21 protein-coding genes are annotated in these 25611 nt (G+C 47.9%); 9 read left to right on the forward strand and 12 right to left on the reverse strand.

Annotated elements, in window-relative coordinates:
• Positions 1–30: 30 nt before the first annotated feature.
• The 4 genes from L1N97_RS13400 (at position 31) to L1N97_RS13415 (ending at position 4297) form a co-directional block, all read left to right on the forward strand.
• Positions 31–717, forward strand: a complete 687-nt coding sequence (locus L1N97_RS13400) for an RDD family protein (protein WP_229587246.1) — start codon at positions 31–33, stop codon at positions 715–717.
• 28 nt (positions 718–745) lie between these two features.
• Positions 746–2101, forward strand: a complete 1356-nt coding sequence (locus L1N97_RS13405) for a M24 family metallopeptidase (RefSeq protein WP_236130136.1) — start codon at positions 746–748, stop codon at positions 2099–2101.
• A gap of 61 nt (positions 2102–2162) precedes the next feature.
• A complete protein-coding gene (locus L1N97_RS13410; RefSeq protein WP_236130137.1) occupies positions 2163–3434 on the forward strand; it encodes a DUF2254 domain-containing protein in 1272 nt (423 codons plus the stop codon).
• Between the two features lie 329 nt (positions 3435–3763).
• Entirely contained in the window at positions 3764–4297 is a 534-nt protein-coding gene (locus L1N97_RS13415) for a hypothetical protein (protein WP_236130138.1), read from the forward strand.
• A gap of 59 nt (positions 4298–4356) precedes the next feature.
• On the opposite strand, the gene rraB is transcribed toward L1N97_RS13415, so the two are convergent.
• The 9 genes from rraB to L1N97_RS13460 are packed head-to-tail and all read right to left on the reverse strand — an operon-like array spanning position 4357 to position 13563.
• Entirely contained in the window at positions 4357–4740 is a 384-nt protein-coding gene (rraB, locus tag L1N97_RS13420) for a ribonuclease E inhibitor RraB (RefSeq protein WP_229587217.1), read from the reverse strand.
• Between the two features lie 13 nt (positions 4741–4753).
• Entirely contained in the window at positions 4754–5488 is a 735-nt protein-coding gene (locus L1N97_RS13425) for a 1-acylglycerol-3-phosphate O-acyltransferase (RefSeq protein ID WP_236130139.1), read from the reverse strand.
• Between the two features lie 52 nt (positions 5489–5540).
• Positions 5541–7820, reverse strand: coding sequence for a DNA topoisomerase IV subunit A (gene parC, locus L1N97_RS13430; protein WP_236130140.1), 2280 nt, complete (start codon positions 7818–7820; stop codon positions 5541–5543).
• A complete protein-coding gene (locus tag L1N97_RS13435) occupies positions 7817–9220 on the reverse strand; it encodes a hypothetical protein (protein ID WP_236130141.1) in 1404 nt (467 codons plus the stop codon). The genes parC and L1N97_RS13435 overlap by 4 nt, the downstream gene beginning before the upstream one ends.
• Before the next feature lie 34 nt (positions 9221–9254).
• A complete protein-coding gene (gene parE, locus L1N97_RS13440; RefSeq protein WP_229587189.1) occupies positions 9255–11147 on the reverse strand; it encodes a DNA topoisomerase IV subunit B in 1893 nt (630 codons plus the stop codon).
• Positions 11144–11734 carry a YqiA/YcfP family alpha/beta fold hydrolase gene (locus L1N97_RS13445; RefSeq protein ID WP_236130142.1) on the reverse strand — a complete coding sequence of 197 codons (591 nt, stop codon included), beginning with the start codon at positions 11732–11734 and terminating at the stop codon, positions 11144–11146. The genes parE and L1N97_RS13445 overlap by 4 nt, the downstream gene beginning before the upstream one ends.
• Positions 11734–12492: a metallophosphoesterase family protein gene (locus tag L1N97_RS13450; RefSeq protein WP_236130143.1), complete on the reverse strand. Its 759-nt coding sequence runs from the start codon at positions 12490–12492 to the stop codon at positions 11734–11736. Before L1N97_RS13450 ends, L1N97_RS13445 begins: the two co-directional genes overlap by 1 nt.
• Positions 12492–12926 carry a DUF1249 domain-containing protein gene (locus tag L1N97_RS13455; RefSeq protein WP_236130144.1) on the reverse strand — a complete coding sequence of 145 codons (435 nt, stop codon included), beginning with the start codon at positions 12924–12926 and terminating at the stop codon, positions 12492–12494. Before L1N97_RS13455 ends, L1N97_RS13450 begins: the two co-directional genes overlap by 1 nt.
• The gene (locus L1N97_RS13460) at positions 12919–13563 is read right to left on the reverse strand and encodes an NUDIX domain-containing protein (RefSeq protein WP_229587147.1); all 645 of its coding nucleotides are present in this window, start codon (positions 13561–13563) and stop codon (positions 12919–12921) included. The genes L1N97_RS13455 and L1N97_RS13460 overlap by 8 nt, the downstream gene beginning before the upstream one ends.
• 116 nt (positions 13564–13679) lie before the next feature.
• On the opposite strand from L1N97_RS13460, the gene tolC reads away from it, so the two are divergent.
• The 3 genes from tolC to L1N97_RS13475 all read left to right on the forward strand — a co-directional run bounded on the left by tolC (position 13680) and on the right by L1N97_RS13475 (position 16623).
• Positions 13680–14975, forward strand: a complete 1296-nt coding sequence (gene tolC / locus L1N97_RS13465) for an outer membrane channel protein TolC (RefSeq protein WP_229587145.1) — start codon at positions 13680–13682, stop codon at positions 14973–14975.
• A 123-nt stretch (positions 14976–15098) separates the two neighbouring features.
• Positions 15099–16025 (forward strand): LpxL/LpxP family Kdo(2)-lipid IV(A) lauroyl/palmitoleoyl acyltransferase, encoded by a 927-nt coding sequence (gene lpxL / locus L1N97_RS13470; RefSeq protein ID WP_236130145.1) that lies wholly within the window; start codon positions 15099–15101, stop codon positions 16023–16025.
• Between the two features lie 13 nt (positions 16026–16038).
• Positions 16039–16623 carry a TcpQ domain-containing protein gene (locus L1N97_RS13475; RefSeq protein ID WP_229587125.1) on the forward strand — a complete coding sequence of 195 codons (585 nt, stop codon included), beginning with the start codon at positions 16039–16041 and terminating at the stop codon, positions 16621–16623.
• On the opposite strand, the gene glnE is transcribed toward L1N97_RS13475, so the two are convergent.
• Together glnE and L1N97_RS13485 are read right to left on the reverse strand one after the other, a co-directional pair.
• Complete coding sequence (glnE, locus tag L1N97_RS13480) at positions 16620–19436, reverse strand: bifunctional [glutamate--ammonia ligase]-adenylyl-L-tyrosine phosphorylase/[glutamate--ammonia-ligase] adenylyltransferase (RefSeq protein ID WP_236130146.1); 2817 nt, start codon at positions 19434–19436, stop codon at positions 16620–16622. The two genes, L1N97_RS13475 and glnE, sit on opposite strands and share 4 nt — an antisense overlap.
• Before the next feature lie 15 nt (positions 19437–19451).
• On the reverse strand, positions 19452–20366 hold the full coding sequence (locus tag L1N97_RS13485; protein WP_229587121.1) for a CYTH domain-containing protein: 915 nt from the start codon (positions 20364–20366) through the stop codon (positions 19452–19454).
• A gap of 121 nt (positions 20367–20487) precedes the next feature.
• On the opposite strand from L1N97_RS13485, the gene L1N97_RS13490 reads away from it, so the two are divergent.
• Positions 20488–21087: a TIGR04211 family SH3 domain-containing protein gene (locus tag L1N97_RS13490; protein ID WP_236130147.1), complete on the forward strand. Its 600-nt coding sequence runs from the start codon at positions 20488–20490 to the stop codon at positions 21085–21087.
• A 13-nt stretch (positions 21088–21100) separates the two neighbouring features.
• On the opposite strand, the gene L1N97_RS13495 is transcribed toward L1N97_RS13490, so the two are convergent.
• On the reverse strand, positions 21101–21610 hold the full coding sequence (locus L1N97_RS13495) for an Lrp/AsnC ligand binding domain-containing protein (protein ID WP_226751731.1): 510 nt from the start codon (positions 21608–21610) through the stop codon (positions 21101–21103).
• 183 nt (positions 21611–21793) lie between these two features.
• On the opposite strand from L1N97_RS13495, the gene putA reads away from it, so the two are divergent.
• Positions 21794–25570 (forward strand): bifunctional proline dehydrogenase/L-glutamate gamma-semialdehyde dehydrogenase PutA, encoded by a 3777-nt coding sequence (gene putA / locus L1N97_RS13500; protein ID WP_236130148.1) that lies wholly within the window; start codon positions 21794–21796, stop codon positions 25568–25570.
• The last annotated feature ends 41 nt before the right edge of the window (positions 25571–25611 follow it).

Here is a 25611-nt window from a genome sequence, read left to right on the forward strand (position 1 = left end):
GAGTCAAAACGTAAACAGGATTTATCGCAAATGGAATTCAATCCCGATTTTAGCCGCTATTCTTATGACGAATTGCTCGAGGTCAAAAAATATATCGACCAAGAGCAATTTCCCGATCGCTATGCCACCGTTTTACATTTACTCGAGCAACATCAGCATAAAGCCATGGCATCGTTAGCCTCAGTACCAATCGAACCTTTGCCAAGTAAAGCGGTGTCTAAATATGCCACTTTTTGGCCGCGCTTTGGTGCAGCGATTATCGATGGTTTGCTGTTTACGTTAATCCTCTATATCGAGAGCCTGTTATTTGGGATTGAATACAGTAACCAAAATACGTTACTGCATGCCTTTAACGGTCTGCAGTTATCAATTTATACCCTAGTGATGCATGGCTATTTTGGTCAAACGCTGGGCAAAATGATCACCAAAGTAAAAGTGCTGGATCATGCCTCTGAGTCGGCCATCTCGTTAAAGCAAGCGCTGCGTCGCGAATCAGTAAACTTGGTGCTCAACATTATCTATATCAGCTTGCTGCTTACGGTTGCGCTATCAATCGTAACCAGTGGCACGATTAGCTCAACCTTAACCGTCGCAATTATGAGTTTTGCTGTTTTCGCTGTAGTGTGGAGTATTTCAGAGTTCGTCACCATGCTCTTTAATCACAAACGTCGCGCGTTACATGACTTTATCGGCAAAACAGTGGTTGTGCGCTGTTAAGCGTTTAGACCAAAAAGGATAACCTCGAATGAAAACAGCCCGCGCACTAGTGCCGCTAATCGTGCTTAACTTGGCGTTTATTGCTTTTCATAGCCCTGCCGAACCGCCCGTCGTAACACCACAGGCGGCTCCATCCCTAACGCAGCCAGCGTTTAGCGGGCCCTCTCCTTGGCCTGATATTCTGCAACAACGTATCGCAACCTTATTGCCCAAAGCCATGGATCACACAGGCGTAACACATTGGTTCATTGTTTGCCGTGAAAATGACAACGATCCACTCGCCAAACACGTTGGCTGTGAAAACGCTGGCGGTACTGCGGTGGTGCTGTTCAGTCGCACTCCAACAGGGGTGATGTCGCGTATTTTTTCACCCAGCAGTGAAGCGACCGCCTTAAAAGAGCTACAACGCTTTAATGAAGTGATTGAAGTAGCAAAACAACAAGATGCCATTGCCGCAGCAGCAGCGTGGTTAAAAATACAAAACATTCGTGGAGAATTGGCGGTAAATAGTTTTAGTCAAAACCCACAAGCTGATGGTTTAAGCCACTCACAATATTTAGCGCTGACAGCAGCACTGCAAGGCAGTGAGTTAACTCTCGTTGCCGCAGAGCCGCTCATTTATTACTGGCTTGCTCGTAAATTACCGGCGGAAGTGGCCATAATGGCACAAGCAGCTCGCCTGACATCAGACTGGCAATATGAAGCTTATCAGCACGTTATCCCCGGTGTTACCACAGATCTAGATATTGCGAATTATTTAAAACAAAAAATGGCAGAGGCCGGTGTGCAAGATGCTTGGGCATCAGATCAAAACCCTGCGGTTAACTCAGGCCCAGACCGTGGTCACTCTCATGCCACTCCTCGCGTGATCCAACCAGGCGATGTTATTCAAATCGATTTTGGTATTCGTGTGTTCGAGCATTGGGTGACGGATATTCAGCGCTTTGCTTATGTGCTCAAACCCGGCGAAAATAAAGCGCCAGCAGCCATTCAACATGCTTGGGATAGCGCCTTAGCAGGCGGTAGAGCAGCATTTGCGGCAATGAAGCCGGGGGTTACAGGAAACAGCGTGCATCAAGCGCAACTCGAAGTGATGGCCAAAGCAGGCTCACTGCCCGTCATGTGGAGCACGGGCCATCCGGTAGGCTATGTCGCACATGATACTGGCCCGAATCTGGGCGTGCGCATTGCTTCCGAGCGGCAACTCGACGCTGGCATGACCTTTTCCTATGACGGCTTTTACAGTTGGTATTATCCAGGGAGCGCCCAACAGCAAACAAAAACGATTTCTGTAGAAGAAATGGTGGTGATTACCGATGCAGGCGCACAATTCTTAACAGCGCCACAGCAAGATTTAATCTTAATTGCTGCACCGACAAACTAAAGCCGCAATAGTCGAGGTTTAGCTGCACGCTAGCCCCCTTTAGCCGAAAAGAGGAAAAAACATGGCCGCTTTAGTATCGATTGACCGTTTACGCTTTTTACTTAATCAGTTACACGAGCGGCTATGGGTGCGACCTTTAGCGGTGTGTTTATTGTCGATTGCGGCGGTTTTTATCGCCAAACTGGCCGATGGCACAGCATTGATTAAATGGGTGCCCCATATCAGCATCGACTCGGTGGAGAGCTTATTGTCGATTATGGCCTCTAGTATGTTAGTGATTGCAACGTTTTCGGTCACCTCGATGCTATCCGCCTACAACTCCGCCAGTAACTCGGCTACGCCTCGTGCATTTCGTTTAATGGTCGCCGACGATGTTTCACAAAATGCATTATCAACTTTTGTTGGCGCTTTTATTTTTAGTGTGGTGGCCATCGCGGCGCTAAAAAATAGCTTTTTTGACAAAGCAGGCTTATTTATTTTGTTTGCTCTGACCGTATTCGTATTTGGTTTGGTGATCACTGTCTTTGTCCGCTGGGTTGATCGGATTGCCCGACTGGGGCGGCTGGGCTCTACTATCGAAAAAGTGGAATTGGCCACCGCCGCGGCTTTAGAGCGCCGCCGCATCTTCCCAACATTGTGTGGTATCCCCGCTTCAGTTGACGCCAGCCAAGGCCACCCCGTTTTTGCAAACGAGATTGGCTATGTGCAACATATTGATATGTCTGCCATTCAAGAGTGGGCAGACAAAATGAATGTCCATGTTGAAGTAGCCGCACTACCGGGTACTTTTGCCGCACCGAATCGCGTACTCGCTTATGTGCATCAATTATCTGCAAAGGCCCAAGAACAAGACCACTGCATTGCCAAGGCGTTTCAAATTGGCCGTGAGCGCCTATTTGTCGATGATCCTCGCTTTGGTTTAGTCGTGTTATCGGAGATTGCTGGGCGAGCTCTGTCACCGGGAATTAATGACCCCGGTACAGCCATCAATATCATTGGTGCCTTAGTGCGATTAATCGCCTTGTGGAATAAGCCACTCACCGACGCTGAGCAGCAACAAGCTAAGATTATTTTTCCGCGTGTCGCCGTGCCAGAGCTGACGATGCGAGATCTGTATGATGATGCCTTTACCGCTATCGCGCGCGATGGTGCCGGCACCCTCGAGGTGTCAATTCGCCTACAAAAGGGCTTACAATCATTGTCATTACTGGGCTCAGCGGCAAACCGTGAGGCGGCCGTTTATCATAGCCAGCGTGCGTTCACTCGCGCTGAGCAAGCTTTACTGCACGCTGACGACGTGCAGATCATTAAAGACAGCATCAAGCCAACTTAAAATAAATGAGCCACTCAAGCGCTCTTAATGCACAGCCTGACGATAGCGAATGTTTGCAGCGTAGGGTCAGCCCTTCTTCGCTCATCGGTTACTCACAAAAATATTATTTAACGCCCAACGCAGCATTATTCTTGAGAATAGCTCATAATAACAGTAAGGCATAACAGCATATTTTAGTGAGGCAAAGGTTTCTGAACACTGCACACCAAACCTAGCGTACGGATACAGCTTAGCCAGATAATGGCGCCCCCATTGGCAGTGCAATAAAACTAAAGATAGCTTGTAAAACGGTATGACAGTATGAATAAAAAATTTAAGAGGTTGATGTTATGAAGACTATCGCAACAATGATTTTACTGACGGGTTTAGTGAGTCTGACTGGTTGTGCCACGAAGGCGCCCACTTTTGGCGAACGGATTTTAGCCGAAGGTGAATCGCAAATTGCTATCTCAAAAATGTGGGAACAAGGCAAAAAAGACACGCGTGAAGGTGAAGACTTGCTTAAAGAAGGCAAAAAGTTAGTTGCAAAGGGCAAAGACTATAGCCGTAAGGGCGAGAAGTTATTCGCCAATGGCAACACAGATTTACAAGTAAACCGCCAAGCATTCAAAACGCTCGCGCTCAGTGCAAACAACCTTAACACTAGTAAAGCCGCCAATGACATGGTTAGTAGACTAGAAAAATTGGCTGAGGCTTGGGAAGAAGCGGAAGAAGAGATTGAAGAAGGTAACGAGCTGATCAAACGCGGTAAAAGCGCTCAAGAAGAAGGTGAGTCGGCCATCAAAAAAGGGCAGCAGTTAATTACCGATGGTAAAAATAAAATTGTAGAAGCAGAAGAACGTTACAAACAAAATAGTAAATAAACACGGTTTGCTAACCGCTTCGCTGTGCACAACAGCGAAGCTGGCAAGCCCAAGCTAAATTAAGCTTCGTCGTCTTCGTCAAACTCTTCATCGAACGCTTCGTCATCGTCACCTTCAAAGTAGGTGCCCCAGCCGTCATATTCAACCTGATGTTTTTTCGCTAAAGCTTCCAATTTAATGGCATCTGCCGTGATCGCGGCTTCATCTAAAGCTTGCTCACAGATGGCATCGAAGACCCAAGCATTGGCGCCATCTTCAAACTCAACTTCTTCGGCATCGGTCACTTCATAACCTAGCTTAAATAGCTCAACCGCCAGTTTTTCAAGTTTATTAAAGTCTTTATCATAAAAATGATGTTCCACGGTATACAGTGCATCCGGATCGCTACCATCTTCTAATAAGGCACTGATGGTTTCTGCGGTAAATTCTTGCCAGTTTTCCATAAAGAGTACTCAGTTATTTTTTCTGTTGCGCAGTGTAGTCGTTAGCCAGCTCGGCATCAAGCGCGCTAATTTGATCTGCCATTTGCTGGCGAACATTTCGGGCAAACTGGCGTAAATTATCATCTTTAGTCAGCACCACCGGCGCATTCATTTGGATAATCACTTTACCGTTGCGCCAGCGGTTTAATTTAAACTGGTTATGCGTAGAGCTCATACATACCGGCACTAAAGGTACATTCGCTTCTAAAGCTATGTGAAAAGCGCCCATCTTAAACGGCAGCAGCCCCCGACCATAACTGCGGGTGCCTTCGGGAAACATCCATACCGAGATTTTTTGATTGGCGATACGCTCTGCGGCAAACAACATCGTGTTGAGCGCTTTAGCTTTGTTATCACGGTCAATTAAGAAGTTACCGCTAAGCCAATATAATTGGCCAAAGAATGGAATAAATTTCAGGCTTTTCTTACCAATGGTTACGGTGCGCGGTAGCACTGAACCACTGATAGTAAATAAATCGAGGTTATTTTGGTGATTAGCAATAAACACGTATGGCTCGCCTGGTACAATCGCCGGATCGTAACGGATCTCTACGTCAATGCCGAGGATCCACGATACCTTGCCGTACCATTTGCTAAACAATGCCACATTGTTAGGATGAAAAGGGCGGAATAAACAAACCAGTAATCCCGCCACGGTGCTGCCAATAAAAAACAGCACTAATAACACTATACGCAATACAGCAACCACATCAGGCCCCTTGCCAACTCACACCACAATCAGATCAGGGCCTATTATAACGTTATTCGCTCGGGCTGCTGGTTTGATCACTAAGGCCATTGACAATTATTTCATCAATGCGCTGTAAACCGCGTGGCAGCTTATTACCACGCCGACCGCGTTCACCATGATAGTGCTGTAAGTCATCAACTTTCAGGCTAAGTTTACGCTTACCGGCCACTAAGGTGACACTGCCATCAGCCGGTACAACGGCTAACAAACTGACAAATTCTTCTCGACTGGCTGAACGTGCCGACGGGATCGACATCAGCTTATTACCTTTACCTTTGCTGAGCTTCGGTAACTCGGCCACAGGGAACACCAGCATACGGCCTTCGTTTGAAATACACAGCAGTAAATCGGTATCGGGGTTGCCAACCGGTAACGGTGGCAATACTTTTGCCGCCGTCGGTAAACTGAGCAGCGCTTTACCGGCTTTATTGCGACTGAGTAAGTCATTAAATTCCGCCACAAAACCATAGCCCGCATCAGAAGCGAGCAGTAATGTTTGTTTTTCATCGGCAATTAACACGTGCTCAACGGTTTCGCCGGCAACAATGCCGAAACGGCCGCTTAATGGCTCACCTTGGCCACGAGCCGAGGGTAGTTCATGCGCTTCGGTGGCATAACTGCGGCCCGAGGAATCTAAAAATACCGCTTGTTGATTCGAGCGGCCTTTCGCCAAGGCTTTAAACGCATCGCCGGCTTTATAACTGAGGGCATTGCCATCCACATCATGCCCTTTGGCACAGCGCACCCAGCCTTTTTCAGATAACACCACGGTAACCGCTTCGCTTGGCAATAATTCTTTTTCGCTTAAGGCTTTGGCTTCTTCACGCTGCACGATAGGGCTGCGGCGATCATCACCGTATTTTTGTGCATCGGCCATCAACTCATCGCGCACGAGCTTAGTCAGTTTTTTCTCAGAGCCTAAAATAGCCTGCAGCTTATCGCGCTCTTTGCTCAACTCATCCTGCTCGCCCCGGATCTTCATTTCTTCTAGCTTGGCAAGGTGGCGCAATTTCAGCTCTAAAATCGCTTCAGCTTGGCGCTCTGTTACCCCAAAAAAGGCGATCAACTCAGGCTTAGGTTCGTCATACGTTCGAATAATACGGATCACATCGTCGATGTTTAAAAAGGCAATTAACAAACCTTCTAATACATGCAAACGGTCTAACACTTTATCTAAGCGGAACTGCAAACGCCGACGCACGGTGTCACGGCGAAAGCTCAGCCACTCGGTTAAGATTTCCAGTAAATTGCGCACCCGTGGCCGGTGATCTAGCCCTAAAATATTCAGGTTAACCCGATAGCTACGCTCTAAGTCAGTGGTGGCAAACAGGTGCTGCATTAACTGCTCAACATCAATACGATTAGAGCGTGGCACAATAACAATGCGGGTGGGGTTTTCGTGATCCGATTCATCACGTAAATCTGACACCATTGGCAGCTTTTTCGCCTGCATTTGCGCCGCAATTTGCTCCAGTACCTTCGAGCCCGACGTTTGATGCGGCAACGCCGTTATCACAATATCGCCCTCTTCTTGCAGATACACCGCACGCATTTTAATGCTACCGCGGCCTGTCGCGTATACCGCAGCAATATCTTCGATAGAAGAGATAATTTCGGCATCGGTTGGATAATCGGGGCCTTTCACATGCTGTAATAAATCGGCTAATTCAGCTTTCGGATTATCCAAGATCTCAGCACACGCATTGGCAATTTCACGCACGTTATGCGGTGGAATATCCGTGGCCATACCTACTGCAATACCGGTGATACCATTAAGTAGAATATGCGGTAAACGAGCCGGTAACACCTTGGGCTCTTCGAGGGTACCGTCAAAATTTGGGATCCAATCGGCGGTACCTGAGCCTAACTCAGATAACAAGACTTCGCTAAAGCGCGATAATTTGGCTTCGGTATAACGCATTGCCGCGAAAGACTTTGGATCGTCCGGCGCACCCCAGTTTCCTTGGCCGTCAACCAACGGATAACGATATGAAAAGGGTTGGGCCATCAATACCATGGCTTCATAACACGCGGAATCACCGTGCGGATGAAACTTACCTAACACATCACCGACAGTACGCGCCGATTTTTTATATTTCGCCAGATGCGACAGGCCTAATTCGGACATGGCATAGACGATGCGACGTTGCACCGGTTTTAACCCATCACCGATATGCGGTAAGGCCCGGTCCATAATCACGTACATGGAGTAATTTAAATAGGCTTCTTCGGTAAAGCGGCGCAGTGGCAGCTGTTCGGTGCCATCGGCGGAAAGTACGGTTTCTGTCATGCCTGATCCTGTCGTGTTGGCGAGCTGGGTGTGGCCTTCGCTGAACGGGTGCGGCGCAGTAATAACACCACCACCAGTATGAATAGCCCTAGGGTCGCGGCCATGCCCAGCCATAACCATTGCATTACTCTATTACGTTCAACTTCTGCTAAGCGTAACGCGTTTAATTGGTATTCTTGCTCTAACATATTTTGCTGAACTTGCTCGCGCTCGGCTTCAAAACTCAAGCGCATTTTTGCAATTTCTAACTCGTTTTCTTTATCTCGAAATTGCTGAAAACCACGAACAAAAAGCCGCATAGTTTGAAAAGCACGTTCATATTGCCCTTGATCCGCTAACAATTCCGCTTTGAGTAATTGAAACGATAACAGCATATTACCCGAACCACTGTTCTCTGCCGTTTGCATATATTGCTCGGCCAGCAATAATTGCTGCATGGCTTGGGTGTTTTGCTGCAAGTTTTGATAAATCAGCGCTTTTTCATAATGATGACTGGCTAAATAATAGTCGGAATGAATAACCGCCAAATACTCTTCGGCTTTTTCCATATAATTTAACGCCACTTGCGGTTTGTCCATTTCATTACTGGTTATCGCCAAACCGTTGTAAGCGTAATACAAATTCAGTATATCTTGCTCTTTTAAGGCCGATTGCAACATCCGCTCGAAGCTTTGTAGCGCTAACTCAAAGTCTTCTAAATAGCTGTAATTGCGAGCCAAATTATACAATACCGTCACGCGGTTTTTATGCCAGCCTAACTCTTCATACAGCACTAAGGCTTGCTCTAGGAACTCTTGCGCGTCTTGCTCATACGACAAGTTAGAGTACAACAAGCCCAGCTGTGCATTCACTTCGGCTAAGAGCTCTTTATCTTTTAATTGCGTCGCTCGCGCATAGGTATCTTGTAAGTTTTGTAACGCTTGATGCGTACGATTTTGTAACGAATCAACCGCCGAAATATTAATTAGCCCGCGTAAACGCAGCCTTTCATTTTCGACAGCCATTGCCGTCGCCATGCCTTTTTGATACCACTTCATCGCATCGGCTAAGGCTAATTTCATTTCAAAGGCAAAGCCCAGCTCATAGCTGAGCTCGGCATATAAACTGCTCGGGTTATCTTTGAGTAGCGCAATACCCTGCTCTGCCACCGCTTGCTGCTCTTGAAAACGACCTAAATGACTTAAAATGGTGGCTTGATGATTTAACCAATAAGCCTGAGCCACTGCGCTTAAGTGAGCAAACTGCGCCTGATTAGCCGTTAAAATCTCGAGCATTTGTTCTGGCGCACGATTTTTTTCTGCAGCAACTTGCTGCAGCCACTCAGGCACATCATCAGGTAACGACTCAGCATAGCCGAAACTAACCCAACACCACAGAAGAATGACCAGCAGTTTTTTCACAGGTAACTCCATAAATGCTTTAGCCGTGCCTAGATTAAGCGATGATGGCTCTATCACCTTTTAATTCCAGCCAATCACGCCGATCGGTAGCACGTTTTTTCGCCAACAGCATATCCATCAATTCCATCGTTTGCGCCGCGTCGTCTATAGTCAGTTGTACTAGACGCCGGGTGTTCGGATCCATTGTCGTTTCACGCAGTTGCAGCGGGTTCATTTCACCTAAGCCTTTAAAACGTTGCACATTAACTTTGCCGCGTTTCTTTTCCGCTTCGATACGGTCGAGAATACCATTTTTCTCTTCTTCATCAAGCGCATAGTACACATCTTTGCCAATGTCTATTCGATACAATGGCGGCATGGCAACATAGACATGGCCCTGCTCAACTAGATGGCGGAAATGTCGCATAAACAAAGCACACAGCAAGGTGGCAATGTGTAGACCATCCGAGTCGGCATCCGCTAGGATACACACCTTGCCATAACGCAAACTGGATAAGTCTAACGAATCAGGATCGATACCAATGGCCACGGAGATATCATGAACTTCTTGTGAAGCCAAGATTTGCCCAGATTCTACTTCCCAGGTATTTAAAATTTTACCGCGCAGTGGCATCACGGCTTGAAACTCCCGATCACGCGCTTGTTTAGCCGAGCCACCCGCCGAGTCACCCTCGACTAAAAAGAGTTCGGTGCGAGCTAAATCTTGTGCCGAGCAATCGGCTAACTTACCGGGTAAAGCGGGGCCTGACGTCACTTTTTTACGAATGACTTTTTTCGCAGCCCGTAGTCGCTTTTGGGCATTGTTAATACAAAAATCGGCTAAGGCTAAAGCCACATCGGTTTGCTCGTTTAACCACAAGCTAAAGGCATCTTTGACAATACCACTGACAAAAGCCGCCGATTGCCGTGACGATAAACGCTCTTTTGTTTGGCCAGCAAACTGCGGATCTTGCATTTTCAATGACATCACGTAAGCGCAGCGATCCCAGACATCTTCTGCTGATAGCTTAATGCCTCGTGGCAACAAATTGCGGTATTCGCAGAAGTCTCGCATGGCTTCTAACAACCCCTGGCGCAAGCCATTAACGTGCGTACCGCCCATCGCCGTTGGAATTAAATTCACATAGCTTTCGGTGGTTAGCTCCCCCCCTTCCGGCAGCCACAGTAACGCCCACTCTACCGCTTCGGTACTGGCGGTAAATTGCCCAACAAACGGCTGCTCAGGTAAGGCAATAAAATGCTGTACGGCTTCGGCGAGATAGTCACGAATACCGGCTTCATAACACCATTGATACTGTTGCTGGTTAACTTTGTCATCGAACTTTACGGTTAAACCAGGGCACAATACGGCCTTGGCTTTTAATACATGTAACAAACGACTCACTGAAAACTTGGGTGAATCAAAATAAGAGGCGGTGGGCCAAAACCGAACGCGTGTACCGGTATTGCGCTTACCTACGGTGCCACTAACGGCTAACTCTGCCACCTTGTTACCATGTTCAAAGGCGATATCGTAAACCTGACCATCGCGGCGAATACTCACATCCACTCGGCTCGATAAGGCGTTAACAACAGAAATACCAACACCGTGTAAACCACCGGAGAATTGGTAGTTTTTGTTAGAGAATTTGCCACCCGCATGCAGCCGGCACATAATCAATTCTACGCCCGACACCCCTTCTTCAGGGTGAATATCCACCGGCATGCCTCGACCGTTATCGATAACTTCAATCGATTGATCATCATGCAAAATCACCTGCACTAAATCGGCGTGGCCGGCTAACGCCTCATCCACGCTGTTATCAATCACTTCTTGCGCTAAATGATTTGGCCGAGTGGTGTCGGTATACATACCTGGACGGCGCTGCACCGGCTCTAAACCGGTGAGAACCTCGATCGATTCGGCATTATAAAGTTGTTCAGTCATACTGTAATTTGGCTTCCCGTTTCCTGAGGTTGCAGACAAAAATCGGCAATGTGTGGCAGATAATCTTGATAACCAACAAAGCTATGATCACCACCTGTAACTAGCTGAACCTGTGCGCCCTGATAATAATCCACGGCCAAACGATAATCTAACACCTCATCACCGCTTTGCAAAAGGACTAAATAGCGACTGGGCTGTTGCAACTGCATCGGCATCAAGGCTTCGAGCTGTTGCATATGCTGCGCTTGTACCTGATAACGCTGTTGTAACACCGGATGTTCGTACTCACCCAAAAATTGGTTTAATACCCGATGCGGTGCCACAGCCGGGTTGATCACGCAGGCGCGACAGCCGATACGCTCGGCCAGTACCGTGGCTAAAAACCCACCCAGCGAGCTGCCAATAATGGCTGTTGGCGGTTGCACTATGGCTTGCTCTAATACCTGCATCGCCGCATCGGGCGTGTAAGGTAAATCTAGCGCTTGAAAATGCACATTCGGTAATGCCGTAAAGTAAGCTTGGGTTTGCACCGCCTTGGTCGAAAGACTGGAACTGGCAAAACCGTGTAAATATAAAATTCGTTGCATTAAAGCCTCTTAAACTGCCAACTGACCTGACCTGCCGCAGCAAAATACCATTCGCACCATTGTGGTCCGGCATTAACGGTTTGCCAGTCATCGCTTGCTAAAAACTGCACCGAACTGGCTGGGCAACCCACAATATCAATGCCCTGCGCCACCTTGTGATAGGCCAGATGCGCATGACCATGCGCCAGCCCTTTAATTTTGGGTTCGCGCAGTAACCAGGGCCAAAAGGTCTGTTGATCGCGCAAACCATGTTTATCAATAAAACAGCCCAATGGCTGAGGGTGGTGATGACAAAACAACCAAAACTGTTTGGCCTGACTTTTTGCAAACTGCTGGGCTAAAGCGCTTTGCCGATCCTCGGCAAACTCACCGGCAGGTGTCGCGCCCTTGGTATTTAACAAAAACAGCTGCCACTCGCCTAAGCTTAAACTTTCTGCCCTTTGAAACGGTGGCTGTTGTTGCAGCTGAGCTAACATAGCCAAATCATCATGATTACCGGGTAACACAAACACGGGGCAGCTTAGCTCTTGGCAAAGTTGTGCCAATAATTGATAACTGCCCAAGGTGTGATCTTGGGTGAGATCGCCGGTTAAAATGAGTGCGTCGGGTGGCGACAGTTGTAATTGCGCTAAAATCGCTTGTAAGTGCACCGCCGGTTGGCAATCACGATATATGCCATCGTGTTCTGCCAATAAATGACAATCGGTAATTTGCACTAAACGATAGGCCGCTTTTGCTGGGAAGACATAGTTGTGCATTAACCTGACACCGCCGAATGCTGCCGAGTACCGCGCCGCGCACATAAGTTTAACCAATCGCGCAGTAACATATTAATTTGTCGTTTTTCATCAGGCTGCGACATGGTGGCATTCGGATAAGGATACACACCAATAAAACGCCATTGCTGCTGCGCTCGCACCACTTCGGCTAACCGCGCATCATGGTAAAGCTGCACATCAAAACTGGGTTGAAAATAAACATGATCGGCACTGCTTAACTCTATTTTCACCCGAGTGGTAAAGCGCGCAACCTCAAGTACCGTTATGCAATAAATATCCTGCTCACCCAGCGCGATAAATAATTGCTCGCCAAGTTGCGGCGATTCGGGCAATAACGGCAGCAGTGCGGCATAGTTGCGTTCACACAAACTCAAAAAGTCGGGTAACTGCGGTACATAAACCGATTTATGCAAGGCGTTCACCCCAGCGTTGCTGCACATCGCTTAAATGCAGCGCTAACCATTGCAAGCCAATCACTGTCGCAGCATTGTTAATGTGCCCTGTTGCTAATAATTGCATGGCCGTTTGCCGTGGCATAACGTGCATTTTGATGTCCTCATGTTCAGCATCGAGCCCAAATAAACCGCCAGTAACGGGTTGTGTTAGCCGGGCTAAATACAAATGAATTTTCTCTGTGGTGCCACCGGGGCTCGAAAAATAATTTAACATTGGCCAAAGCTCGCTTAAGGTTAAGCCCGCTTCTTCTTTCGCTTCACGAATAGCGGTTTGCTCTGCCGTTTGGCCGTCGTCAATCATTCCAGCAATAGATTCCAGTAACCACGGGCTTTGACCTTGATCGACCACGCCCACGCGGAACTGCTCAACCAAAACCACTTCGTCGGTTTGTGGATTATAAGGTAAGACTATCACAGCCTGTCCGCGCTCGAAAACTTCTCTGGTCATTGGCTGGCTCCAACCGCCTGCAAACAGCTTATGTCGCAGTTGCCAACGCTCAATCCGAAAAAAGCCCTGAAAAACCGTGGTTTTGTCGAGAATTTCCAGATCTTCTGCTTGAAAAGAAGGATACTGCTCTATCTTGAATTGCGACATGGTTGCCCTCACATTTTGTTACACTCTACCGGGTAACTTTACGGTTTAAACGTTACCTAGTTTACTTTAACAGGTTATCATTTGGGCAGTTTCCTTATTCAGCCAGGATTTATTACATGAAAAAGACGTTATTAAGCACTCTAGTGCTGTCATCGCTGAGTTTTTTTAGCCTACAACTACAGGCTGATGACTTAAAAGCGGTGTATCAGCTCGCTACCCAAAAGGATCCGGTTGTGCAACGTGCTGCCGCTAACCGCGATGCCGCTACCGCGCGTATTGATATTTCTAAAGCCCGTTTATTACCCTCTGTCAGCTTTGGCGCTGAAATTGGTCGTTCTTCTAACGATGATTTACGCTTCGGTGGCAGTAACAGCATCGGTGCCAGCGTTACCGCGCGGCAAAGCCTGTTTGATTGGTTTGATTGGCAAAGTTTGCCACGCGCAGAAAAAGTGGCGCTGCAAAGCCAAACCATTTACAACGCTGAAGTGCAAGGCCTGATCTTACGCGTAACGTCAGCTTATTTTGACGTGTTAAAAGCCAAAGATAACTTAACGTTCGTGGCTGCAGAAAAACGCTCTGTAGAACGCCAGTTAGAGCAAACCAAACAACGTTTTGCGGTAGGCTTAACGGCGATTACCGATGTGCATGAAGCTCAAGCACAATATGACAGCGTGGTTGCGCGTGAAATCAGCAGTGAAAACAACCTAGAAAATGCCCGTGAAGCCCTACGCGAAATCACGGGTCAGTATCATGCTGAAGTAGCCATGTTAAATACCGACAAATTTTCTACCTCACGGCCGCAGCCTGCAGCAGCTAATGAGTGGGTTGGCATTGCTGAGCAAAACAACTTGGTCTTACAAGCTCAGCGCATTTCGTTAGATGTGGCTGAAATTGATATTGATTTAGCGAAAGCGGGTCATTTACCCACTGTTGATGCGATTGCCAATTTAGGTGTATCTAAAACATCAGGCTTTGATCGCTTTGACAACAGCTCAATCAGCATTAGCCTCTCTGTACCGATTTACAGCGGCGGTGCTATTGATGCAAACGTGCGTGTGGCACAAGCTAGCTATGTTGAAGTCAGCCAAGCTTTAGAACAAAGCTATCGCTCTGTGGTTCGACAAGTGCGTAGCTCATTTAACGATGTCAATTCGCAAATGTCGGTGATCCGTGCTTTAGAACAAGCGGTTATTTCGGCACAAAGCGCCTTACAAGCAACTGAAGCCGGTTTTGAAGTGGGTACCCGAACTATCGTTGATGTCTTACTCAGCACCCGTAACTTGTTTGATGCACAACGTAACCTATCAGGTGCGCGTTATGATTACATCCTAGCGCAGTTACAGCTCAAACAAGCTGCCGGTAACTTAACAGAAGAAGACCTGTTAGCCATTAACAACGCACTGACGATGTAAATCTGTTGAGGTATACCGCGCGTCGGTATACCTCGTCTTTTCGTATGCTCCTACCAGTTTCACCTTTCCTGCTGCGATTTTTTCGATACAATACCGACAGTTTGTTTTTTTCGGATATCAATTTTGGTTAAGTTTCCTCAGTTTAGTTGGCGTTTTTTATTGCCGCGTTATTGGCTGTTATGGATCGGTGTCGGCTTGATGTACCTTATCAGCTGGTTACCCTACCGTGTGCTGATGACCCTAGGCGCAGCCTTAGGAAAGTTATTATTTAAAGCCTTAAAATCCCGTCAAAAAATTGCTAGACGAAATCTCGAGCTTTGTTTTCCAGAGAAAAGCGCGGCTGAGCGTGAAGCCTTGTTATGGCGCAATGCCGAAGAAAGCGGCAAAGCCATGTTTGAAACAGTAATTGGCTGGTGGTGGCCGGATTGGCGGGTTCGTCGCTTAGCCCATATTACCGGTTACGAGCATATCCAGCAGGCGGTCGCCAGCGGCAAGGGTATTTTATTGCTGGCGGGGCATTTTCTACACTTAGAGGCGGCTGGGCGAGTGATTGGCTTAACCCACCCCAGTATTGGTTTTTATCGTCCGAACAATAATCCGCTAATGGATTATCTGCAGTACCACGGTCGCATCCGCAGCAATAAATATATGATTGGCAAGCGGGATGTCAAAGGCTTGATCCAAGCGCTAAATCAGCAAGAAGTGTGTTTTTATCTTCCTGATCAAGATTACGGCCGCAGTCGGGCTGAGTTTGTTCCTTTTTTTGCGGTGGCAGATACCGCCACCACCACCGGCACCTTACTTTTTGCCAATGCGGCAAACTGCGTGGTGATCCCGATCTATACTTATCGTTTACCTGATTATCGCGGCTATCAAATTGATATACTGCCGGCGTTTGATCATTTTCCCAGTGGCGATGATCGCGCCGATGTAACCCGCGTTAATCAGTGGGTTGAGCAAGCCGTATTAAAAAACCCCGAACAGTATATGTGGCTGCATCGGCGGTTTAAAACCCGACCGGATGCTGAAGCACCGTCATTATATGACTAGGACGTTATAACCCATGAAGATTTTATTACAGCTGCTAGTGGGGATCTTGGTCATTGGCCTAGTGTTTTTGCTCGTCACTAAACCTGAGCTATTGTTTGATCCAACTAAAAAGAATGCCGCCGCCGAGGGCTTTAGCCGTTTTTATTCGGATTATCGCACCAGCCTGCAAAAAACCCGCGATGCCAGCGATTTTATTATTACCATTCCGGATACGAGCGATGAATTGGTCTTGCGCCTACGTCGACGCGAATTGCAAGTAGCCGCACCGGCCGCGGCAACCTGGCGTGGCCAACAGATCCGTCGACGTTTTGAAGCCGGAAAAACCATTAAGCAGGTGTTGCAAGATTATGCTGATCAAGAGCAAATGCAGCTATTTTGGGCGTTACCGCGCGACTACGTTGTTAAAGAGTACTTTGTCACAAACGGTAGTTTAGTCGAAGCATTACAGGAAATGACGGTGACCATCAGCCCGGATTTTAAGCAGCCTATTTTTGGCTTTTTTTGTCCTAATGCCCGGGCTTTAGTGGTGACCTATTTAACCGATCCGTTTTTTCAACAAAACTGTGTGGCGACCGGCCCTAACCCTTACCAGCTTTAAGCTGTTGGCGCATTGGCAAACCAATGCTGCCAACTTTGCTGTACCTGCGCGCGATGCTGCGCCAAGCCGCTATCCACATTCACCGTAGCAGGCGCAAGTGTATGCCGATGCCCTGCGCCACGTAATACTTGATACGCCTCGGCTAAAGCCGTGGCCTCCGCTTCTGGCAGTAAACCACTGGCCGCCGCGGCCGCTAAGATACGAATATTATCGGTGAATTCAAACAGCGCCGGATAGTCTTTACTATAAGCTAACACCAAATATTGGCTGAGAAATTCCAGATCAACAATACCGCCAACACTGTGTTTTACATCATCCGTCGCGACACCATGATGCTCACGCAACTTAGCACGCATCTGCAGCACATCTTGGGTTAATTGCGCAGGATCGCGCGCTAAAGTTAAAATGTGTTGCCGGATCTGGCTGAATTGGGATCGCAGATCCGCCGAGCCTAAGATCATCCGCGCCCGGACTAAAGCTTGGTGCTCCCACGTCCAGGCATCCTGCTGTAAATACTGCTGATAGGTGTCGATATGAATAGCTAACAAGCCAGAATTACCGGAAGGCCTTAAGCGCGTATCAATCTCGTACAGCACGCCACTGTTGGTGCGCGTGGTACTTAAATGTAGAATGCGCTGCACAAGTTTTAAGTAAAATTGCAACGAATCGATGCTACGATCGCCGGAGGTGCCTTCTTGGCTGCGGCATTGATGCAAGAATACCAGATCAAGATCCGAGCCATAACCCAGCTCTAAACCGCCGAGCTTACCATAGCCAATCACCGCAAAACCTTTATCCTGATCGCTGGCTCCCGCCGGTAAACCATAACGAGCCACCATTTGTTGCCACGCTAAATTCACCAGCTGTTCAACAATCACTTCAGCTAACCAGGTTAAGTGATCACTCACTTTCATCAAGGGCAAAGCCCCCGAAATATCAGCTGCGGCAATACGTAGCTGCTGCGCTTGTTTAAATTGCCGCAAGGTTTCCATTAATAACTCTAAGTCATCTTCCGGCACTCGCAATAAATATAAGCGTAAGCGATCACGATAGTCATCAATGGTGGCCACCTGATACAACTGGCTCGGATCAATCAATTCGTCCAGCAGCATCGGATAACGGGCCAGTTGCTCGGCCAGCCAACCGCTTTGCGAGCAAAGCAGCACCAACTGCTGCATCGCAGGCGGATTTTCAAAAAGTAATTCTAAATAGGCGGTGCGGGTGACGATTTTACTAAACACACCAAGGATCCGACTTAAAATGGTATTAGAAGCCTGTTGATGCTGTAACCAATGCAACAGTTGTGGCATCAGCTTGGCTAAATATTCACGGCCACGCGGACCCACTGAGCGGCGTTGACAATCCAATTTAAACTGCTGTAATTGTTCCAGCAGTGCAGTTGCCTCAGCCAGATCTAACCAATCAACTTGCTCGGCTAAATCCGGGCCTACACTGTCACTGTCCCACAATAAGCGCCCAAGGCTTAACTCTTGCGATTCCAGGTTTTCTTCTGGCTCAATCACCAATTTAAAATACTGATGAATACGCTGCATAGCCGCTTCAATGTCTGCCTGCAAACTGGCCCAATCGGTTCGCCCTAAACACGCTAATAACTGTTGTTGACCCATCGTCTCGGCCGGTAAGGTTTGTGTTTGTTTATCGTCAATACCTTGCAGGCCTTGTTCTACTTGACGCAGCCACAGATAATCTTGCTGCAAAGCGGCAGCATGTTCGGCACTCAGTAGCTCGTGCTCTTGCAGTAAAGGCAACACCTTTAACAGCGATTGTTGCTGTAATTGTGGAATACGCCCACCACGAATTAACTGCAAGGTTTGCACAATAAATTCCACTTCGCGGATCCCACCTGCGCCAAGCTTAATGTTATCGCGCCGATTGCGTCGACGATTCTCTTGTTCAATTAACTGTTTCATCCGCCGCAGCGATTCAATCGCGGAGAAGTCGATATAACGCCGGTAAATAAAGGGTTTTAATAAGGCTTGTAACTCAGGCGCGTAACGCTTATCGGGGTTAAGTACGCGCGCTTTTAACATGGCGTAACGTTCCCATTCACGCCCTTGCTCTTGATAGTAATCTTCCAGCGCTGCGAAACTGAGTACCAGCGGCCCGCTATCGCCAAAAGGCCGCAAACGCATATCCACACGATAGCAAAACCCATCAGCCGTCACCTGATGTAAGGCGGCAATCAGCTTTTGCCCGACCTTAGTGAAAAACTGTTGATGCTCTAACGGCCGACGTCCGCCCACCGTTTCGCCGTTACGGGGATAAGTAAATATCAAATCGATATCGGATGAGAAGTTCAGCTCACCACCACCCAACTTACCCATGCCTAAGATCAGTAACGGCATGGGCTCGCCCTGTTCATCTAAAGGCTGACCACTACTGAGGCTTTGCTGCTGATAAGCCCATTGATAGGCGCTGTTAATCAAGGTATTCGCTAATTGCGATACCGACGTTAGGCTGGCGGCAATCGGTTGTAATTCAAAAATATCCGCCGCCATAATCAAGCATAAACTGGCATTTCGATAACGACGTAACGCAGAAAATACGTCGCTTTCAGCCGTTGAAGTGATGGCAGTTAAGGGATCATGAAAACCAGCGGCTAAGTGCTGCTGTAAACGTTCATTATCACAACAGAGCGCCAGCAACTGCGGCTGTTGCCTGAGCGTGCGGCCAATAAAAGTACTAGACTGCAACAGACGAGTAAGCTTAGCCAACGTGGCCGCGTCCAATTGCGGTGATAAGGCTTCAAAATCGGCTTGCCAATAGCTGCCCTGCGCCTGTGATGCGGTCATGTTGTACTCCTTTGCTTAAACGTCTTGTAACAGTAAAGCGGATACCTTTAATAACAGCAGATGATACGCCTGACTGTTAAAGACTAAAGCACCGCTTTCTGCCAACTCTCTGGCCGCTGTGCGCGCCTGACTGGACAAGAGTTGTTGTCCTTCATCGGTTAATTGATGCGCAAGTTGCTGTAACGCGTCTTCGACCTCGCTCAACAAATCAGGCGCTAACTCTTGCAAATAGCAGTTTTCTAATTGCTGTAAACGCTGCAAATACACCAGTAGCGGTTGTGCAGCTTGTTGGGCAGCTAACGGCTTGGGTCTAGCAGTGGTTTTATTATGGAACAGTTGATAACCGCGGGCGGCTTTACTAAGCCAACCGGTGCGCAATGGCAAGGCTTTTAATAAGAATTCGGCCAGTTCAAACAAGGCTTGTGGCCGCCCTGAAAGTAACTCTAGCTCCATTTCCGAAATCGCTTGGCGCCGCTCCCCGGCTCGCACTTCGCCATTATCGTAGACCACTTCAATTTCAGCATCCGGCAGTTGTACCACCCAGCTACTGCGCTGAAAGTCAGTACGAAATAGCTCAACCAGCTGTGTTTGCAATGCGCTAATATCTGTGTCTGCGGGCCACACTTCAGCAGGAAACTGGTCAAGCTGCGGTATCACACCGTGACAAGGTACATTGTATTCTGGGCGAATTTGCAAGGCGCCATGTTGTTGCCCCGCTAGCTTTAAGGTTTGCTCAAAACGCCCTAACTTTAAGCGCGAGCGCAATCCCATATCATGTTGCCGAAACCAATGCTCTGCCGTATCAAAGTAGGCATTTAACAGTGATTGAGGTTCAGTTGTACGTAAAATGGGGTAAAGCTGTAACAGATCCGGCAGTAACGCGGCATCTGCAGCACTGATTAAATACTTAAGTTCAAGTTCCAGACTCATTACCACTCTCCGACAGCGAACTGGCCTTACGGCTATTAGTCCTTGTCAATTGCCACACAACTGCCTATCATCGCCGATATTGTTATATGACATCTGTTTTAAATTAAGTCTCAGGATACCTATGTTTAGATTATTTCGCAGCTCTGTTCGTTCGTTATTTTTACTCAGTCTCTTGCTATGCGTGTTACCTGCACAAAGCCAAACTGAGCAAAAACCGGCTTTTATCAGCGATGCCTTAGTGGTGTACTTGCACTCTGGGCCGGGTAATCAATATCGTATCGTCGGCACGTTAGCGGCCGGTAGCAGCGTGGTATTCCTGTCTGAAGACAATGATTATGCGCAAATTCAGTATGAAGAAGATAAAACCGCTTGGTTGCCAAAAGAGCATCTGACGTTTACGCCCGGTTTAAATGCCCAACTGAGTGAATTAACGGCCACTTTTCAAGAGCAAAGCTCGCGCTTAAATAGCCTTGAGCAAGGTGCCAGCCAACTGCAAGCCACTTTAGATCAAGTAACACTCGAGCGTGATTTAGCCGTACAAGAATTAGAACAACTACGACGTAATAACGAGCGTTTAACCACCGAACTGAATGCCACCCAAGCAAGCTTTTGGCAGCAACCAATGACCATTGGTGGTGTGATTTTAACCTTCGGTTTAGTATTCGGTTTATTGTTACCCAAACTAATTCCAAGCCGTCGCAACAGCGACCGCTGGATGTAACACGCCAACGCCCCTATTGTGGGGGCGTACTGGCATCAGCATGCGTTTTCAAGGGTAAACCGCGGTCGTTTTTCACTTGCTCAATCACCACATAGGTGTGGGTTTGCGCTACGCCGGGTAAATCGACTATCTTGGCAAGGATCTGCCGGTAAGCTTCCATAGTCGGTAATCGCAGTTTCAGTAAATAATCAAAGCCCCCAGCAACCATATGACACTCTGCCACTTCCGGGATCTGCACCACGGCATCGCGAAACTTATCAAACACATCACTGGTGGTTCTATCTAACGTTACTTGTATAAAAGCCGCGGTGCCATAACCTAACTTGCCACTATTCAGCCTTGCGCCATAACCTTCAATAAACCCCTCTTTTTCAAGACGTTTTACTCTATCAATACAAGGGCTAGCACTTAAATTGACTTTTTTGGCTAAGTCAACATTGGCAATTCGACCTTCTTTTTGCAACGTATCGAGAATACTGATGTCAATACGATCAAGTGCTTTCGCTTTGGGGTTCGAGTTCATAGCAGTATTTTCTTGGGTATTTGATATTGTTGACAGAATTATATACGGTTAAACCGCAAAAATAACCACCCTATGCTGTGGTCTTTTCTCTAAAATGCCGCTGATAACAATAAAGCCAAAGGCATGTTCGTGCGGGTCATTAATGACAACGCAAATTCACGTATCGACAATCAGGATAATTCTATGCTGTTTAATGGTTCTTTGGTCACCACAGACCCTATCCGCCAACTCATTCGCGATTATTACCGCGCCGATGAAGATGACGTTCTAGACTTTTTGTTGCCACTGGCAGAAGTGGATGCGAAAACACGCAGTCGGGCTTGGGAGCGTGCACGGCAACTGGTTTTATATATTCGCCAAGCGCAGGTGGGTAAAGGCGGAGTTGATGCCCTATTAAACGAGTTTTCACTGTCGACAGAGGAAGGCTTGGTGTTAATGTGCCTAGCCGAAGCCTTGCTGCGTGTGCCTGACAGCCTAACAGCCGATCGACTGATCCGCGATAAATTATCGCAAGGCGATTGGAGTGCTCACCTGGGCAACAGCAGCTCATTATTTGTTAACGTTTCAAGCTGGGGCTTATTGGTCACAGGTAAATTAGTTAATTATTCTGATGACGAGAAAAAACAACAATTTGGTTTGCTCAAGCGTACCTGTGGTCGCTTAGGCGAGCCAGTGATCCGCCAAGCCGTGCGCTATGCCATGCAAATTATGGGTACGCAATTTGTCTTGGGTACCACCATTGATAAGGCACTAGAACGTGCTAACGTCATGGAAGCCAAAGGGTTTAGTTATTCTTACGATATGCTGGGCGAAGGCGCCCGTACCATGGCCGATGCAGATCGCTATTTTGAGGCTTATTTAACGGCCATTGAAGCTATTGGTAAAGCAGCCAAAGGTCGGGGCCCCATTGTTAGCCCGGGTATCTCGGTAAAATTATCTGCTATCCACCCACGCTATGAATTTAGCCATCTAGATCGGGTGCATGCCGAATTAGTGCCGCGCTTAAAACAACTGGCGTTAGCCGCTAAAAAATACGATATCGGCTTTACCGTGGATGCGGAAGAAGCTGACCGCTTAGACATGTCGTTAGATGTGATTGCCAAAGTGTTTAGCGACCCCGATCTGGATGGTTGGGAAGGCTTTGGTTTAGCCGTACAAGCCTATCAAAAACGCGGCTTTTATGTCATTGAATGGCTGCGCGAGTTAACGGTTAAAGTTGGCCGTAAAATGATGGTGCGCTTAGTAAAAGGTGCCTATTGGGATACTGAAATTAAGTTATCGCAAGTAGAAGGTTTAGCCGACTTCCCAGTATTTAGCCGCAAACCGGCTACCGATGTCTCTTATCAAGCTTGTGCGAAAAAACTGCTCAGTTATCGTGACAGTATTTACCCGCAATTTGCCACGCACAATGCCTATACCGTCGCCACCATTATTGAAATGGCAGGTGATCTGACTGGCTTTGAATTCCAACGTCTGCACGGTATGGGTGATGCACTTTATGATCTGATTGTCGAAAATGAAAAGATCCCGTGCCGCATCTATGCTCCGGTTGGCGAACACTCTGACTTATTAGCCTATCTGGTGCGTCGTTTATTGGAAAACGGTGCCAACAGCTCTTTTGTTAACAACATTATCGACGATTCTATTCCGGTTGAATCCTTACTGCATGACCCGGTAGAAATCGTCAAAGGTTGGCAAAGTAAACGTAACCCAGGCATTCCACTGCCCATCGCCTTATTTGGCCACAGCCGCAATAACTCGCGGGGTTTAGATCTCACCGACATCAACCAGCTGACGCCGCTAAAACAGAGTATGGAAGAGTGGGAAGACAAACTGCACGTCGTCAGCAGCGACGCGGATGACGTAGCGGTAGTAAACCCGGCCAACTTAAAAGAAGTGATTGGTTACCTGCAATATGCTACCCCTGAAGCCATGCAGCAAATGTTAAGCGATGCCGACGCCGCTTTTGCCAGTTGGGCTGATACGCCGGTTGCGGAGCGCGCCGCCTTGTTACGTCGCTTAGCCGATGCCATGGAAGCACATCAAGATGAATTACTGACCCTCTGCGTTAAAGAAGCCGGTAAAGTGCTGGCCGATGCCGTAGCGGAAGTACGAGAAGCAGTTGATTTTTGTCGTTATTACGCGCATCAAGCTGAGCTGTTGTTCGCTAAACCACAACAAGCCCGTGGCGTGTTCTTATGTATTAGCCCATGGAACTTCCCGCTAGCAATTTTTATCGGCCAAGTGGCCGCCGCTATTGTTGCCGGTAATACTGTTGTTGCCAAACCGGCAGAGCAAACCAGCTTAGTTGCCGTGCGGACGCTCGAGCTGTTAAGTGAATGCGGCATGCCTAAGCATGTGGTGCAGTTGGTCATTGCACCAGGGCGCCAAGTAGGTGAACACATTGTGCCGGATCTGCGTGTGCAAGGTGTGATGTTTACCGGCTCAACAGAAACCGGTTGTTGGATCGCCCGTAAATTAGCTGAGCGCGGCGGTGAACCTGTGCCGCTTATCGCGGAAACAGGCGGTCAAAACTGTATGATTGTCGACTCGACAGCCTTGCCTGAGCAAGTGGTCGATGATGTGATCTCTTCGGGTTTCCAAAGCGCGGGTCAGCGCTGCTCGGCCTTACGGGTGTTGTTCCTGCAAGAAGATGTTGCAGATAAAATTATCACCATGATCAAAGGCGCCATGGCAGAGCTACATGTAGGTGATCCTGCATGGTTAAGCACCGATTTAGGCCCGGTTATCGATAGCAAAGCACATGAGCGTTTAACCAATCACGTACAGTATTTGCAAGATAAAGCGACGCTGCATTTTGCTTGTCCGATCCCAGCAGAAGGTGAGCATTTCTTCTTTGCACCACACTTATACGAAATTAGCGATCTCACCGTGTTAGAGCGTGAAGTGTTTGGCCCTGTGGTGCATATTATTCGCTTTAAAGCGGAAGAGATTGATAACGTGATCGCGCAAATCAATGCCACCGGCTATGGCCTAACCACCGGTGTGCACAGCCGTATTGATCAGTTAACGCAAAAAGTTCGCCGTGAAATTAAAGCCGGAAATATTTACGTAAATCGTAACATGATCGGTGCCGTGGTTGGTGTGCAACCCTTTGGTGGTCGTGGTTTATCGGGTACCGGCCCCAAAGCCGGTGGCCCACTGTATTTGCAGCGCTTAGTCAAAGATAACCTGAGTGTTGATTGCCCAGCGTTAGATGAGGGTAAAAAAGTGCGTCTGCTGGCAGAAACCACCAGCCGTGCCGTGGCTTATGCCATGCCAGCGGCGGATATTGCGCAGCATAAATGGGCAGCCTTACCCATTAACCAGCGTACATCTGTGTTACGGCAGTTCTTAGCCTCTTTGGCTTCTAACAAGGTTGTCAGTCGACAAGAGCCTGATTTAGAGCAAGTGTTAACCGTGGCCCGCAGCAAGTTACAACGTGTTGAACTGGAGCTGCAACGGCCGATTAATCTGCCGGGGCCGACAGGTGAAAGCAACACTTTAACGTTAGATCCACGCGGGATATTAGCGTTACTGCGTGATGACACCAGCAGCTTTAGCCATTGGTTATTAAGCATTATTACTGCTTTAGCCGCAGGTAATGCCGTGATCACCGCGGTTGAAGAAGACGATGTTATCGAAGCGGAAGCCTGTATTAAAGCGTTAATTGCTGCCGGTATGCCACAACATCTGTTAGCGGTAGTTCGCTTAGATTGCTTAACGACGTTGTTAGCGCATACCGATCTGGCCGGTGCCGTGATTGAAGTCAGCAGTGCTTTAAAACCGCTGGCAGCAGAACTGATCGCCGCGCGTGAAGGTGCAATACTGCCGTTAATCACCGCGCCTGCCGATGAACGGATGTTACATCGCTTAGTCACTGAAAAAACCATTACCATCAACACCACAGCGGCTGGCGGTAATGCCTCGTTAATGACAATGGCTGAAAACGTCGGTTAACGCGGCAAAATAGAAGCTTGTGCGATTAAAAAAGCCCGCTT

The organism is Rheinheimera sp. UJ63 (assembly GCF_021568285.1).
Taxonomy (GTDB): domain Bacteria; phylum Pseudomonadota; class Gammaproteobacteria; order Enterobacterales; family Alteromonadaceae; genus Alishewanella; species Alishewanella maricola.